Origin of the sequence: Klebsiella sp. Ech2A, assembly GCF_030078455.1 — a bacterium.
Taxonomy (GTDB): domain Bacteria; phylum Pseudomonadota; class Gammaproteobacteria; order Enterobacterales; family Enterobacteriaceae; genus Klebsiella; species Klebsiella terrigena.
In genome coordinates, this window is record NZ_JAQGFU010000009.1 from 50571 (window position 1) to 66114 (window position 15544).

Below are 15544 nucleotides of genomic sequence, written 5' to 3' on the forward strand. Positions count from 1 at the left end.
CCCGACCGCATAGATTGCTATGCTGCCGACGCTCGCTCTCCTGCCGCCTCGATAAAACTTGAATGCTTTTATGTGTAAAACGAGAAATATACCTCAGCCGGCGGGCAATCGAAAATAATCGCGCGCCGGCACCCGGACGCTAAGTGTGATCTGCCGCGTCTTTCGACACAAAAGTGTCCAGCGAAACCCTCTGCAACTTTGTCCGGCGAAAATAAACAGAATCAAGCGATTAGATAATCTGGCACAAAGGTGCCGTCAGCCGGCGGGCTGACAATCAAATGTGCAATATAAACGCCCGGCATAGCGCAATGAAATGGGGGAAAATTGCTTTGTAGTCGGCCGCTGATGGGGTTATATCAGATCAAGGCAGCAACAACGTGATTTGCACAAATGTGCAGGAGCCCGCAGATGACCAGCGAAAATAGCGACGATATCCGCTTAATCGTGAAAATTGCCCAGCTCTACTACGAGCAGGACATGACCCAGGCGCAGATCGCCCGCGAGCTGGGTATTTACCGCACCACGATCAGCCGTCTGCTAAAACGCGGCCGCGAGCAGGGTATCGTCACTATCGCCATCAACTATGACTACAACGAAAACCTGTGGCTGGAGCAGCAGCTGAAGCAAAAATTTGCCCTCAAGGAAGCGGTGGTGGCTTCCTGCAGCTCGGCGCAGGAGGAGGACCAGCTCAATACCATCGGTCAGCACGGCGCTCAGCTGGTCGATCGGCTGCTGGAGCCCGGCGATATCATCGGCTTTTCCTGGGGACGCGCGGTGCGGGCGCTGGTCGAAACCCTGCCGCAGGCCAGCCAGTCGCGCCAGGCGATCTGCGTGCCGATTATCGGCGGCCCCTCCGGTAAGCTGGAGAGCCGCTACCACGTCAATACCCTGACCTATAGCGCGGCGGCGAAGCTGAAGGCCGAGTCGCACCTCGCCGACTTCCCGGCGCTGCTGGAAAATACCCTGATCCGCAACGGCATCATGCAGTCCAGGCACTTTCAGACCATCTCATCCTACTGGGACAATCTGGATGTTGCGCTGGTCGGGATCGGCTCACCGGCAATCCGCGACGGCGCGAACTGGCACGCATTTTACGGCAGCGAAGAGAGCGACGATCTCAACGCCCGCCACGTCGCCGGCGATATTTGCTCGCGCTTTTACGATATTAACGGCGGGATCGTTGAAACTAATATGAACGAAAAAACGCTCTCTATTGATATCGCCAGGCTCAAGCACGCGCGCTATTCGGTGGGCATCGCCATCGGCGAAGAAAAATATAGCGGGATCCTCGGCGCCCTGAACGGTGGATATATTAATTGTCTGGTGACTAACCGAGAAACGGCTGAGCTATTGCTGAAATAAAATAAGAATATCCATTCCCGCAGCTCGCGCTGCGCGGACTCCCTTTATCTAAAAAACGAGAAGACGATAATGAAAACATGGCTAAACCTCAAAGATAAAATAATTATTGTCACCGGCGGCGCCTCCGGAATCGGCCTGGCCATCGTCGATGAATTAATTGAGCAAGGCGCTAACGTGCAAATGACGGATATTCACGGCGGCGACAAATATCGTAACGGTGAGAACTATAGGTTCTGGCCCACCGATATTTCCCGCGCCGACGAGGTGAACCACAGCGTCGAGCAAATTATTCAGCGCTGCGGACGTATTGACGGCCTGGTGAATAACGCCGGGGTTAATTTCCCCCGCCTGTTAGTGGATGAAAAGGCGCCCGCCGGCCGCTATGAGCTGAACGAAGCGGCCTTTGAGAAAATGGTCAACATTAACCAAAAAGGCGTCTTTTTAATGTCCCAGGCGGTCGCCCGGCAGATGGTGAAGCAGCGCGAAGGGGCGATCGTTAACGTTTCGTCAGAAAGCGGGCTGGAAGGCTCGGAGGGCCAGAGCTGCTATGCGGCCACCAAGGCGGCGCTGAATAGCTTCACCCGCTCATGGTCGAAGGAGCTGGGCAAACACGGTATCCGCGTGGTGGGCGTCGCGCCGGGCATTCTGGAAAAAACCGGACTGCGCACGCCGGAGTATGAAGAAGCGCTGGCCTGGACCCGCGGCATCAGCGTTGAACAGCTGCGCGAGGGCTATAGCAAAAACGCCATTCCCATCGGCCGCTCCGGGCGCCTGAGCGAGGTTGCAGACTACGTTTGCTACCTGCTGTCAGAGCGCGCGAGCTATATAACCGGAGTAACCACTAACATCGCTGGCGGTAAAACCCGCGGTTAAGGAGATCCTATGGTCAACGCTATTTTTTGCGCTCACGGCCAGCTTGCCTGCGCCATGCTGGACTCCGTTCGTATGGTCTATGGCGACGTCAACGTCAGCGCCGTGGAGTTTGTCCCGGGAGAAAATGCCGGCGACATCGCCGCTAAGCTGGAAGAGTTAGTAAGCACTCACAGCAATGATGAGTGGCTGATTGCCGTCGATTTACAGTGCGGCAGCCCGTGGAATGCCGCCGCAGGGCTGGCGATGAAAAATCCGCTGCTGCGGGTGATCAGCGGCCTCTCTTTGCCGCTGGCGCTGGAACTGGTGGATAACCAGCAGGCCATGACCGCCGACGCCCTGTGCGACCATTTGACCGCGATTGCCAGCCAGTGCTGCGTGGTCTGGCGGCTCCCGCAAACCGTTGAGGAGGATTTCTGATGAACATTACGCTCGCCCGCATCGATGACCGGCTTATCCATGGCCAGGTGACCACCGTCTGGTCCAAAGTGGCCAACGCTCAGCGCATTATTATCTGCAACGACGATGTTTATAACGACGAAGTGCGCCGGACCCTGCTTCGCCAGGCCGCACCGCCGGGGATGAAGGTCAACGTCGTGAATATCGAAAAAGCGGTTGCCGTTTATCATAATCCACAATATCAAAATGAATCCGTTTTTTATTTATTTACCAATCCACAAGATGTTTTAACGATGGTGCAGCAGGGGGTCAAAATAGCCACGCTAAATATCGGCGGCATGGCCTGGCGACCGGGCAAGAAACAGCTCACCAAAGCCGTTTCATTAGATCAAACGGATATTGATGCATTTCGCCAGCTGGACCAGCTCGGCGTTATTCTGGACTTACGCGTGGTGGCCTCCGATCCATCCATTAATATTCTCGACAAGCTCGCTCAGCAGTCCGTTACAGAATAAAAAACGCCTGTTTACTGCCCGTCCGTGGCGCAGGCATTGCGGCGAAAATAAATAAATCACCGTCAGCATAAATAACCACGTGACTGGTATATGTGCCGTAACCGGCAGGGTTCCCTACACTTTAAAGGTTATAATTATGGAAATTAGTACCCTACAAATAATAGCCATATTTATTTTTTCCTGTATTGCCGGAATGGGCAGCGTGCTGGATGAATTCCAGACCCACCGCCCGTTAATCGCCTGTACGGTGATTGGTCTGATTCTCGGTGATTTAAAAATCGGAATTATGCTCGGCGGCACGCTGGAGCTGATTGCCCTCGGCTGGATGAACGTCGGCGCGGCGCAGTCTCCGGATTCAGCCCTGGCCAGCATCATTTCGGCCATTTTAGTCATCGTCGGCCAGCAAAGCATCGCCACCGGTATCGCCATCGCTCTGCCGGTTGCCGCAGCCGGACAGGTGCTGACCGTCTTTGCCCGCACCATCACGGTGGTCTTCCAGCACGCGGCGGATAAAGCCGCCGAAGAGGCCCGCTTTCGCACCATCGATCTGCTGCACGTCTCGGCGCTCGGCGTTCAGGCACTGCGCGTCGCCATCCCGGCGCTGGTGGTGTCGCTGTTCGTCAGCGCCGATATGGTCAGCAGCATGCTGAATGCGATCCCGGAATTCGTGACCCGCGGCCTGCAAATTGCCGGCGGTTTCATCGTCGTGGTCGGCTACGCCATGGTCCTGCGCATGATGGGCGTGAAATATCTGATGCCCTTCTTTTTCCTTGGTTTTCTTGCCGGCGGTTACCTCAACTTTAGCCTGCTGGCCTTCGGCGGCGTGGGGGTCATCATCGCGCTGATCTATATCCAGCTCAATCCGCAGTGGCGCAAGCCTGAACCCCAGGCTAGCGCCGCCTCTTCCACCGCCCTTGACCAACTTGACGACTAATGGAGCCGACCATGGAACAGAAAAAACTCACGCAAGGCGACCTGGTTAGCATGTTTCTGCGCTCCAACCTGCAGCAGGCCTCTTTTAACTTCGAACGTATTCATGGCCTGGGATTTTGCTACGACATGATCCCGGCGATCAAACGCCTCTACCCGCTGAAGGAGGATCAGGTTGCGGCCCTCAAGCGCCACCTGGTGTTCTTCAATACCACCCCCGCGGTTTGCGGCCCGGTGCTGGGCGTCACCGCCGCGATGGAAGAGGCGCGCGCCAACGGCGCGGCGATTGACGACGGCGCGATTAACGGCATCAAGGTCGGGCTGATGGGACCGCTGGCGGGGGTCGGCGACCCGCTGGTCTGGGGAACCCTGCGCCCGATTACCGCCGCGCTCGGCGCCTCGCTGGCGCTCTCCGGAAATATTCTTGGCCCGCTGCTGTTCTTCTTTATTTTCAACGCGGTACGTCTGGCCATGAAGTGGTACGGGCTGCAGCTTGGCTTTCGCAAAGGGGTCAATATCGTCAGCGATATGGGCGGCAACCTGCTGCAAAAGCTCACCGAAGGCGCCTCAATCCTCGGCCTGTTTGTGATGGGCGTGCTGGTGACGAAGTGGACCACCATCAACGTACCGCTGGTGGTCTCCCAAACTCCGGGCGCTGACGGCGCCACCGTCACCATGACCGTGCAGAACATCCTCGACCAGCTTTGCCCTGGCCTGCTGGCCCTGGGGCTGACGCTGCTGATGGTGCGCCTGCTCAATAAGAAGGTGAACCCGGTCTGGCTCATTTTCGCCCTGTTCGGCCTCGGGATTATCGGTAACGCGCTGGGCTTCCTGTCCTGATCTTTCGCCCCGGCGCTACCGTCGGGGCGGCTTCAATAAACTAACCCCGCAAGAGTAAGGGGATGAGGTGGTAAACATGAAAACTACGGCTCTACGTCTGTATGGCAAACGCGATCTGCGCCTGGAAACTTTCGAACTCCCGCCGATGGGGGATGATGAAATTCTCGCCCGGGTGGTCACCGACAGCCTGTGCCTCTCCTCATGGAAAGAGGCCAATCAGGGCGAAGATCACAAAAAGGTCCCGGACGACGTTGCGCTCAATCCGATCGTCATCGGGCATGAGTTTTGCGGCGAAATCCTCGCGGTCGGCAAAAAGTGGCAGCACAAATTCCACCCCGGCCAGCGCTACGTGATTCAGGCCAACCTGCAGCTGCCGGATCGCCCGGATTGTCCCGGCTACTCCTTCCAGTGGATCGGCGGCGAAGCCACCCACGTGGTGATCCCCGACGAGGTGATGACCCAGGACTGCCTGCTCCCCTGGGAGGGCGATACCTGGTTTGAAGGCTCGCTGGTTGAGCCGCTCTCCTGCGTTATTGGCGCCTTCAACGCCAACTATCACCTGCAGGAAGGCACCTATAACCATACGATGGGCATCCGGCCGCAGGGGCGCACCCTGATCCTCGGCGGCACCGGCCCGATGGGCCTGCTGGCCATTGACTATGCCCTGCACGGCCCGATCAACCCCTCTCTGCTGGTGGTCACCGACACCAATAAGCCCAAGCTGAGCTACGCCCGTCGGCACTATCCTTCAGAGCCGCAAACCCTGATCCACTACCTCGACGGCCATGACGCCAGCCGGGAGACGCTGATGGCGCTGACCGGCGGCCACGGGTTTGACGATATTTTCGTTTTCGTACCGAAAGAGGAGCTGATTACCCTGGCCTCCTCGCTGCTGGCCGCCGATGGCTGCCTGAACTTCTTCGCCGGCCCGCAGGATAAACAGTTTAGCGCGCCGGTTAACTTTTACGACGTCCACTACGCCTTTACCCACTACGTCGGCACCTCCGGGGGCAACACTGACGATATGCGCGCCGCCGTGGCGCTGATGCAGGAGAAAAAGGTGCAGACGGCGAAGGTGGTGACCCATATTCTTGGGCTCAACGCCGCGGGCGAAACCACCCTCGATTTACCGGCCGTCGGCGGCGGCAAGAAGCTGGTTTATACCGGAAAATCGATCCCGCTGACGCCGCTGGGCAGCATTGCCGATCCGGCGCTGGCGGCAATTATGGAGCGCCATCACGGGATCTGGTCCGGCGAAGCCGAGCAGTATCTGCTGGCCAACGCGGAGGATATTACCCATGATTAATCGCGATACTCAGCTCTGCATGTCGCTGGCCAGCCGCCCGGGCAACTTCGGCACCCGTTTTCATAACTACCTCTATGAAAAGCTGGGGCTAAACTACATCTACAAAGCCTTTACGACGCAGGATATTGCGGCGGCGGTACAAGGCGTTCGGGCGTTGGGCATTCGCGGCTGCGCGGTATCCATGCCGTTCAAAGAGAGCTGCATGCCGTTTCTCGACGCTATCGACCCTTCTGCAAAGGTGATTGATTCAGTCAATACCATCGTCAACGATAGCGGCAGGCTGACCGGCCTCAACACCGACTATATCGCGGTGAAAAGCCTGATCGACAGCCACAGTCTGGCGCGCACGGCGAAGGTGATGATTCAGGGAAGCGGCGGCATGGCGAAGGCGGTCATCGCCGCGTTTCGCGACGCTGGCTTCCGCGATGTCATTATCGCCGCCCGCAATCGCGATAGCGGCCTGGCGCTGGCAAAACAGTACGGCTTCCAGTGGCAGCCGCAGCCTGAGGGGATCGCGGCGGCTATCCTGGTCAACGTCACCCCTCTCGGCATGGCGGGCGGAGAGTACGCCGAGACGCTGGCCTTCAGCCAGGCCATGGTCGAGGGTGCCGACGTGGTGTTTGACGTGGTGGCCCTGCCGCCGGAGACGCCGCTGATCCGCCTGGCGCAGCGGCTGGATAAACGCACCATCAGCGGCGCGGAGGTGATTGCCCTGCAGGCGGTAGAGCAGTTTGTGCTGTACACCGGCGTGCGCCCGGACGAGGCGCTGATTAACGAAGCGGCGGCGTTTGCCCGCGCGGGCTAAACGCCCGCATCGTCAGGAGATACTCGGGCCGTGATGCGCAGGTTGCGGCGGCGTGGCGTGCCGCAACCTGACAACATCGTGAGCCACGTCAGCGAGCGCAGGGGCAAGCGGTGGTAGGATCGCCAGCCGACTTTGTCATTATGGCCAGACCATAGACGTTCAGGCGCAGCGGCGCGTTTTGCGGCGCAGCCACCGCGCAAACGGCCTGAATGACGGTGGTTATCACGGAGAAAAGATGGAACTACTGCTACTGAGTAACTCAACCCTGCCCGGCAAGGCATGGCTGGAACATGCGCTGCCGGTCATTTCCGGGCAGCTGAACGGCCGCCGTTCGGCGGTGTTTATCCCCTTCGCCGGCGTCACGCAGACCTGGGATGATTACACGGCAAAAACCGCCGCGGTCTTTGCCCCTCTGGGCGTGAGCGTCACGGGCATTCACAGCGTCGCGGATCCCATCGCGGCGATTGAGACCGCCGACGTGGTCATCGTCGGCGGCGGTAATACCTTCCAACTGCTCAAAGAGTGCCGCACGCGCGGCCTGCTGGCGCCAATCGTTGACGTGGTCAGGCGCGGCGCGCTGTATATCGGCTGGAGCGCCGGCGCCAATCTCGCCTGCCCGACCATCCGCACCACCAACGATATGCCGATCGTTGACCCGCAGGGGTTTGACGCCCTGGGGCTGTTCCCGCTGCAGATTAACCCCCACTTCACCAACGCCCTGCCGGAAGGACACCAGGGCGAAACCCGCGAACAGCGGATCCGCGAGCTGCTGGTAGTGGCGCCGGAGCTGGTGATTATCGGTTTACCGGAAGGAAACTGGATTCAGGTTGCGCAGGGACATGCCACCCTCGGCGGCCCGAACCCAACGCTGGTGTTTACTGCCGGAAAAGAAGCGGTTCCCGTCGCCGCCGGCCACCGGTTTTAACCGCCTTCCCTCTCTCCCCGCCGGGGAGAGTCGCGGGCCAGGCTAGCGCAGCGCCTGCGGGGTTTTCCCGCGGCGCTGCGGTCGGCAGCGGCCTTAGCGCTTAATAATCATCCCGCTCGTCATCTTCGTCCGGCTGCTCCATCACGCTGTAGGCGACCGAACAGAACAGCGAGTTGAGACGCTTCATATCGCCCAGCAGCCCCAGATGCAGCGAGCTGGTTTCAATGCTCTGCACGTTCTGCTGGTGCAGGCGATCGACGTGCGCGTGCGCGTAGCGGCGGTTCATGATGCGGAAACGGTGCTTGTTGCGGCGCAGGCGCCGGGCGCTCGGGACGTCGCTGGAGAAGAAGACCGACATCGCCAGCTGGAGGTTGCTCAGCAGCTGATCGTACAGGCCGTCGAGCTCCTTCAACCCTTCAACGGAGAAGGCCCGCCGCGCGGCCAGCGACTTATCGGCAATTTCGCTGCCCATTCTCTCCACGATATCGGAAGCCTGCTCGAGGTTGAGCGCCATTTCGATAATCTCCGCCCAGCGGCGTGACTCTTCTTCGGCGAGCTCGTCTTTCGGCATCCGCGCCAGATAGAGCTTGATGGCGGTATAGAGCACGTTGATGTCGTCCGCCAGCCGACGCAACGCCTTCTCTTCCCGCGGCTCGCCGTGCATCACCTTGCGCAGGCCGTCCAGCATCTGCTCCATGGCGTCGCCAATGCGTAGCGTCTCACGCGCGGCGTTGGCCAACGCCAGGGCCGGCGTATCCAGCGCCGAGGGATCCAGATGCTTCGGCTTCAGGTGCAGGTCCTGCTCGGGCTCTTCCTGAATCAGGCGCCGGCAGAGCCGGGCCATCGGCTCGGCAAACGGCACCATTGCCACGCAGCGAATCAGGTTGTAGAAGACGTGGAAGTAAATCACCAGCTCCGCTTCCGGCAGCGGCAGCCTGTGCATCGTATCGGCCAGCAGGTGGACAAACGGCAGGATGATCAGGCTGCCCACCAGCTTGAACAGCAGGCTGCCCAGCGCGACGCGGCGCGCGGCGGCGTTGGCGGCGCTGTTGTTGATCATCGCCAGGATCCCGGAGCCGAGGTTCGCGCCGATAACCAGGCACAGCGCGACCGGGAACGAAATTACGCCGGTGGAGGTGAGCGTGGCGGTTAGCAGCACCGCCGCGAGGCTGGAGTAGCTCACTATTGCGAACATGGCGCCAATCAGCGCATCCAGCATGATATCGCCGGTCAGCGAGGCGAATATCACCTGCACGCCGTTGGCCTGGGTGATGGGGTGCACCGCCTGTACGATCAGCTCCAGCGCCAGTAAAATCAGCCCCAGCCCGATACCAACCCGCCCCAGCTGGCCCGCGCGGGTCTGCTTGCGGCCAAGAAAGAAAATCACGCCGATAAAAATCAGCAGCGGCGAGAGCCATGAGAGGTCGAAGGTCAGCACCCTCGCCATCAGCGCGGTCCCCACGTCGGCGCCCAGCACAATCACCAGCGCCGGGGCCAGCGCGACCAGGTCCTGGGCGACAAACGAGGTCACCAGCATGGTGGTAGCGTTGCTGCTCTGGACCAGAGCCGTAACGCCAATACCGGCGCAGAAGGCGAGCGGCTTTTTCTCAACGCTACTGCTGAGAACGGATCGCAGGCGCGCGCCATAGACGCGCATCACGCCGGTACGAACGATATGGGTGCCCCAAACCAGCAGAGCGACGGCAGAAAGCAGGTGCAGCAAAGTTAACACGGATTCTTGTTCTCCTTATTACCCGACGGATAACGACGGATAGCCCCGTCGGGAATTCCCCCGGCGGCGCTACGCTTAGCCGGGCTACATAGTCCGGGCGTTCTGAATCAATACTCCAGTATAAGGGTTTAGCCGCAATAAAGAGACAGGGCGCCCTCGGAGCGCCCTGTAAGTTGTAAGATAAGATGACAGATTTGTGACAGACTGTGGTCTAGTCCGCGTCGTAGCCCAGATTCGGCGCCAGCCAGCGCTCAACTTCCTCAGGAGTCATTCCTTTGCGCCGCGCGTAATCCTCAACCTGATCGCGCTGGATCTGCGCCACCGCGTAGTACTTGCTGTCCGGATGGCTGAAGTACCAGCCGGAGACCGAGGCGCCCGGCCACATGGCGAACGATTCGGTCAGCTGCATGCCGGTATGCGCCTCCACGTCCAGCAGCTCCCAGATCACACCTTTTTCGGTATGCTCCGGGCAGGCCGGATAGCCCGGCGCCGGGCGAATCCCCTGATAGTTCTCGCGGATCAGCTCCTCGTTGCTCAGATTCTCGTTCGCGGCATAGCCCCAGTAAACCTTACGCACCCGCTCGTGCAGATATTCCGCAAACGCTTCGGCCAGACGGTCGGCGATCGCTTTGACCATGATTTTATTGTAATCATCGTGCTGAGCGTCAAAGGCCTCGGCCAGCGCGTCCTCTTCCAGCCCGCCGGTCACCGCGAATGCGCCAAGATAGTCGGCCTTGCCGCTCAGCTTCGGCGCGACAAAATCGGCGAGGCAGTAGTTGGCAAATCCGACCTTCTCGGTCTGCTGGCGCAGGTGATGGCTGACGGTCAGAACGTGGGTGCGCGTCTCGTCGCGGTAGATTTCGATGTCGTCGCCAACGCGGTTAGCCGGGAATAACCCCACCACCCCGCGCGGGTTCAGCGACTTCTCGGCGCTCAGCTTATCTAGCAGGTCGTTGGCATCTTTAAACAGCCGCTGCGCCTCTTCGCCCACCACTTCATCCTCGAGGATACGCGGATATTTCCCGGCCAGCGACCAGGTCATAAAGAACGGCGTCCAGTCGATATAGTTACGCAGCGTTTCGATGCTGGCTTCGACCTCCTGCACGCCGAGGCGATGGGCCACCGGCGGCGTATAGCTCTCCCAGTCAAACGCCAGGTCGTTATCCCGGGCGGCCTCCAGGGTGACCGGCGGAGTGCGCGGCTTCTTGCGCCCATGCTGAATACGCACGGTTTCGTACTCTTTACGCGTGCGGGCAACGAAGTCATCGCGCTGGGTGTCGGAAAGCAGCGCCGCCACGACGCCAACGGTACGCGAGGCGTTCTGCACGTAGACCGTCGGGCCGCTGTAGTTCTGCTCGATTTTGACCGCCGTATGCGCTTTGGAGGTGGTCGCGCCGCCAATCAGCAGCGGCAGGGTAAAGCCCTGGCGCTCCATCTCTTTCGCCACGTTGACCATTTCATCCAGCGACGGGGTGATCAGCCCGGAGAGGCCGATCAGGTCGGCATTCACTTCACGGGCGGTTTTGAGAATTTTATCCGCCGGAACCATCACCCCAAGATCGATGATTTCGTAGTTATTACACTGCAGCACCACGCCGACGATGTTTTTACCGATGTCGTGCACGTCGCCTTTGACGGTGGCGATCACCATCTTGCCGTTGCTGGAACCCTTCTCTTTGCTGGCCTCAATATAGGGCTCGAGGTAGGCCACCGCCTGCTTCATCACGCGGGCCGATTTCACCACCTGCGGGAGGAACATTTTGCCCTCGCCGAACAGGTCGCCCACCACGTTCATGCCGTCCATCAGCGGGCCTTCAATCACCTCGATGGGGCGGGTCGACTGCTGACGCGCCTCTTCGGTGTCCAGCTCGATAAATTCGGTGATCCCTTTCACCAGCGAGTATTCAAGACGCTTTTTAACGTCCCAGCTGCGCCATTCCGCCTGCTGGGCGTTGGCGGAGTCGTCCGTTTTGCTGCCGCGATATTTTTCCGCCAGCTCCAGCAGGCGATCGGTGCCCTCGGCGTGACGGTTGAGGATCACGTCTTCGACGGCATCGCGCAGCTCGGCGGGCAGGTCGTCATAAATCGCCAGCTGCCCGGCGTTCACAATCCCCATGTCCATGCCGTTACGAATGGCGTAGTACAGGAAGACGGCATGAATCGCCTCGCGGACCGGATCGTTGCCGCGGAAGGAGAACGAGACGTTGGAGACGCCGCCGGAAATCAGCGCATGCGGCAGCTCGCGTTTGATATCTTCACAGGCGCCGATAAAGTCCTGCGCATAGTTGTTGTGCTCTTCAATACCGGTCGCCACCGCGAAGATATTGGGGTCGAAGATAATATCTTCCGGCGGGAAGCCCACCTCTTCGGTCAGAATTTTGTACGCCCGGCGGCAAATCTCGATTTTGCGCGCGCGCGTATCGGCCTGGCCCTGCTCGTCGAAGGCCATCACCACCACGGCGGCGCCGTAGCGGCGCACTTTTTTAGCGTGATGGATAAATGGTTCGATCCCCTCTTTCATTGAGATAGAGTTGACGATGCCTTTGCCCTGAATGCACTTCAGGCCTTTTTCGATGACTTCCCACTTCGAGGAGTCGATCATGATCGGCACGCGGGCAATATCGGGCTCACCGGCAATCAGGTTGAGGAAACGCACCATCGCCGCTTCCGCGTCGAGCATCCCCTCATCCATGTTGATATCGATAATCTGCGCGCCGCTCTCGACCTGCTGGCGGGCAACGTCCAGCGCTTCATTATATTTTTCTTCTTTAATCAGCCGCTTGAACTTCGCAGAGCCGGTCACGTTGGTCCGTTCGCCGACGTTAACAAACAGGCTGTCATCGCCGATATTCAGCGGCTCGAGGCCGGCAAGGCGGCAGGCCACCGGGATTTCCGGCAGCGCGCGCGGCGCCAGCCCGGCAACGGCGCGCGACATGGCCGCGATATGCTCCGGCGTCGTACCGCAGCAGCCGCCGACAATATTCAGGAACCCTGATTCAGCCCATTCGCGAATTTGCGCGGCCATGGTATCGGCATCCAGATCGTATTCACCAAAGGCGTTCGGCAGGCCCGCGTTGGGGTGCGCGGTGACGTAGCATTCGGCGATGCGCGAGAGCTCCTGCACGTACTGGCGCAGCTCATCCGGGCCCAGGGCACAGTTGAGGCCGAAGGTGAGCGCATCGGCGTGGCGCAGCGAGTTGTAAAAGGCTTCGGTGGTCTGCCCGGAGAGCGTACGCCCGGAGGCATCGGTGATGGTGCCGGAAATCATGATCGGCAGATCGACGCCCAGCGCCTCAAGCTCCTCTTTAACCGCAAAGATTGCCGCTTTGGCGTTGAGGGTGTCGAATACCGTCTCAATCATAATCAGGTCGACGCCCCCTTCCACCAGCGCCTTCGTTGACTCACGGTAGGCTTCCACCAGCCCGTCGAAGGTGATGTTGCGGTAGGCCGGGTCGTTAACGTCAGGAGAGATAGAGGCGGTGCGGTTAGTCGGGCCGAGGACCCCCGCGACGAAGCGCGGCTTTTCCGGCGTGCGGGCGGTCCACGCGTCAGCGCTGGCGCGCGCCAGCTGCGCCGCGGCAAAGTTGATTTCCGCCGACAGGGATTCCATCTGGTAATCCGCCATCGCGATCGTCGTCGAGTTAAAGGTGTTGGTCTCAATGATGTCCGCGCCGGCCTCGAAATAGGCGTCGTGAATGGCGCGGATCGCGTCCGGTTTGCTGAGCACCAGCAGGTCGTTATTGCCTTTGAGGTCACAAGGCCAGTCGGCAAAGCGCGCGCCGCGGAACTCTTCTTCACTCAGACGATAGCCCTGGATCATGGTGCCCATGCCCCCATCCAGAACCAAAATACGTTTTTTTAACTGCTGATGCAGTTGCTCAACTTTGCTGCTCACACTCGCTCCCGACAACGCTCAACCAGACCGAAAAACTCAACGAACCATACTGGCATAAACCACAGGGGCGGGAAAGGGAACCGCGGGCAATATGAGACATGTTCAGCTTCACTCATCCGATCAGTCCGGTTGTGATTGCAAAATGGGCAAATAAAACGAAAACTATTTCCACGATACAGAAAAAAGGAATCTGCGATGGCTACTCCCGTTCCCGCAAAGCGCGGCAGAAAACCCGCGACGCCCGCCGCCCCTCAGGCTGGCGGACAGGTTCAGTCGCTTACCCGTGGGCTAAAGTTACTCGAATGGATTTCTGAATCGCACGGCAGCGTCGCGTTAACCGAGCTGGCGCAGCAGGCCGGCCTGCCGAACTCGACAACCCACCGCCTGCTGACGACCATGCAGCAGCTGGGCTTCGTGCGCCAGGTGGGCGATCTCGGGCACTGGTCCGTCGGCGCCCACGCTTTTGTGGTCGGCAGCAGCTTTCTACAAAGCCGCAACCTGCTGGCCATCGTGCACCCTATTCTGCGCCAGCTGATGGAGGACTCCGGCGAAACGGTCAACCTGGCGGTGCTGGATCAGGGCGACCACCAGGCGATTATCATCGACCAGGTGCAGTGTACGCAGCTGATGCGCATGTCGGCGCCGATTGGCGGCAAGCTGCCGATGCACGCCTCCGGCGCGGGTAAAGCCTTCCTGTCCCAGCTGAGCGAAGAGCAGGTCACCGGCCTTCTGCACCGCAAAGGGCTGCACGCCTACACCCACGCCACCCTGGTATCGCCGCTGCATCTGAAAGAGGACCTCGCCCAGACGCGCAAGCGCGGCTATTCGTTCGACGACGAAGAGCATGCCCTGGGCCTGCGCTGCGTCGCATCCTGCATCTATGACGAACACCGCGAACCGTTTGCCGCGATCTCCATCTCCGGGCCTATCTCGCGGATGACCGACGATCGCGTCACCGAGCTCGGCGCGCTGGCGATTAAAGCGGCCAAAGAGGTGACTCTGGCCTACGGCGGGGTTCGCTAAGATGAGCGATCTGCAGGCCCTCTGGCAGCAGCGCTATCCCGGCGCCTTCTGCTGGTCATTTGGCGATTCCCCCGCGCTGGCCGACGAGCTGGTGGCGCTGGTTATCGCCGGGAAAAAGCGCGGCACCTGCGGCTCGCTTGCCAGCTATCGGCAGGAAAATCCTCCGGTAACCCCGGGCTCGTTGCACATCGTGCTCAACGGCGCGGGCGAGCCGGCGTGCGTCATCCGCACCCTGGCGCTCAGAATTATTCGCTTTAATGAGATGACCGCGGATCTTGCCGCGCTGGAGGGTGAAGGCGATTTGAGCCTGGACTACTGGCAGCAGGCTCACCGGGCCTTCTTCGAGCGTGAAGGGAGCTGGTCGCCGGAGATGGAGCTGGTTTACGAGGAGTTCGCGCTGATCGAGGTCGCCGATGCGCCGTTGCCCTGAACCGCGAGCGAGATGACCCTGGCCTGCGGCGGTATGCGTTAATTTCCGCGAAAGCTGTATATAATATGTGCTCTTAAAACAAAAATGAGCACGCAACTATGGAAAAGGAAATCCAGGATCGCCGCCCCATCCGGGCGCGCGAGACTCGCTGGGCCACCGCCGCCGCGCGGTATCTACGCCGTAAAGGCTGTACGCCGAACGGTATCTCTCTCTTCAGTATCGCCTTTGCCGCGCTCTCCGCCCTGTGCTATCTGGCCGTGTGGCGGGTTGAGGATCAAATCGGCCAGCGGATCCTTTTTATCGCCGCCGCCGTAGGTATTCAGGGACGATTAATCTGCAACCTTCTTGACGGGATGGTCGCCGTCGAGGGCGGTCTGCGCAGCCCGGCTGGCGCCGTCTATAACGAACTTCCCGATCGCGTATCCGACACGCTGCTGCTGCTCGGCGTAGGCTACGGCCTGACGCTTTATCCGTCGGCGGTCGCGCTCGGCTGGGGCTGCGCGCTGCTGGCG

At 60.0% G+C, this 15544-nt stretch carries 13 protein-coding genes and 1 pseudogene; 12 read left to right on the top strand and 2 right to left on the bottom strand.

What is annotated here, in order from left to right:
- The first annotated feature begins 408 nt into the window (after nt 1-408).
- The 9 genes from PFH44_RS04080 (at nt 409) to pepE (ending at nt 7952) form a co-directional block, all read left to right on the top strand.
- Nucleotides 409-1362: a sugar-binding transcriptional regulator gene (locus PFH44_RS04080; protein WP_045853474.1), complete on the top strand. Its 954-nt coding sequence runs from the start codon at nt 409-411 to the stop codon at nt 1360-1362.
- A 69-nt stretch (nt 1363-1431) separates the two neighbouring features.
- Nucleotides 1432-2235, top strand: coding sequence for an SDR family oxidoreductase (locus PFH44_RS04085; RefSeq protein ID WP_045853475.1), 804 nt, complete (start codon nt 1432-1434; stop codon nt 2233-2235).
- 9 nt (nt 2236-2244) lie between these two features.
- Nucleotides 2245-2652: a mannose/fructose/sorbose PTS transporter subunit IIA gene (locus PFH44_RS04090; protein WP_045853476.1), complete on the top strand. Its 408-nt coding sequence runs from the start codon at nt 2245-2247 to the stop codon at nt 2650-2652.
- Nucleotides 2652-3146 (top strand): PTS sugar transporter subunit IIB, encoded by a 495-nt coding sequence (locus PFH44_RS04095; protein ID WP_045853477.1) that lies wholly within the window; start codon nt 2652-2654, stop codon nt 3144-3146. Before PFH44_RS04090 ends, PFH44_RS04095 begins: the two co-directional genes overlap by 1 nt.
- Nucleotides 3147-3282: 136 nt before the next feature.
- Complete coding sequence (locus PFH44_RS04100) at nt 3283-4080, top strand: PTS mannose/fructose/sorbose transporter subunit IIC (protein WP_283824364.1); 798 nt, start codon at nt 3283-3285, stop codon at nt 4078-4080.
- An 11-nt stretch (nt 4081-4091) separates the two neighbouring features.
- A complete protein-coding gene (locus PFH44_RS04105; RefSeq protein ID WP_041143571.1) occupies nt 4092-4916 on the top strand; it encodes a PTS system mannose/fructose/sorbose family transporter subunit IID in 825 nt (274 codons plus the stop codon).
- A gap of 76 nt (nt 4917-4992) precedes the next feature.
- The gene (gene sorE / locus PFH44_RS04110; protein WP_283824365.1) at nt 4993-6222 is read left to right on the top strand and encodes an L-sorbose 1-phosphate reductase; all 1230 of its coding nucleotides are present in this window, start codon (nt 4993-4995) and stop codon (nt 6220-6222) included.
- Nucleotides 6215-7027, top strand: a complete 813-nt coding sequence (locus tag PFH44_RS04115; protein ID WP_283824366.1) for a shikimate 5-dehydrogenase — start codon at nt 6215-6217, stop codon at nt 7025-7027. The genes sorE and PFH44_RS04115 overlap by 8 nt, the downstream gene beginning before the upstream one ends.
- 235 nt (nt 7028-7262) lie before the next feature.
- On the top strand, nt 7263-7952 hold the full coding sequence (gene pepE, locus PFH44_RS04120; RefSeq protein ID WP_283824367.1) for a dipeptidase PepE: 690 nt from the start codon (nt 7263-7265) through the stop codon (nt 7950-7952).
- A gap of 100 nt (nt 7953-8052) precedes the next feature.
- On the opposite strand, the gene PFH44_RS04125 is transcribed toward pepE, so the two are convergent.
- Entirely contained in the window at nt 8053-9684 is a 1632-nt protein-coding gene (locus tag PFH44_RS04125; RefSeq protein WP_132514468.1) for a Na/Pi cotransporter family protein, read from the bottom strand.
- Nucleotides 9685-9895: 211 nt separating this feature from the next.
- A complete protein-coding gene (gene metH / locus PFH44_RS04130) occupies nt 9896-13579 on the bottom strand; it encodes a methionine synthase (RefSeq protein WP_283824368.1) in 3684 nt (1227 codons plus the stop codon).
- Between the two features lie 195 nt (nt 13580-13774).
- On the opposite strand from metH, the gene iclR reads away from it, so the two are divergent.
- The 3 genes and pseudogenes from iclR to PFH44_RS04145 all read left to right on the top strand — a co-directional run.
- Nucleotides 13775-14602 (top strand): glyoxylate bypass operon transcriptional repressor IclR, encoded by an 828-nt coding sequence (gene iclR / locus PFH44_RS04135; RefSeq protein ID WP_045853483.1) that lies wholly within the window; start codon nt 13775-13777, stop codon nt 14600-14602.
- A 1-nt stretch (nt 14603) separates the two neighbouring features.
- The gene (locus PFH44_RS04140; protein ID WP_045853484.1) at nt 14604-15032 is read left to right on the top strand and encodes an ASCH domain-containing protein; all 429 of its coding nucleotides are present in this window, start codon (nt 14604-14606) and stop codon (nt 15030-15032) included.
- A gap of 98 nt (nt 15033-15130) precedes the next feature.
- Nucleotides 15131-15544 (top strand): annotated as a pseudogene (locus PFH44_RS04145) (CDP-alcohol phosphatidyltransferase family protein); the annotation flags it as partial.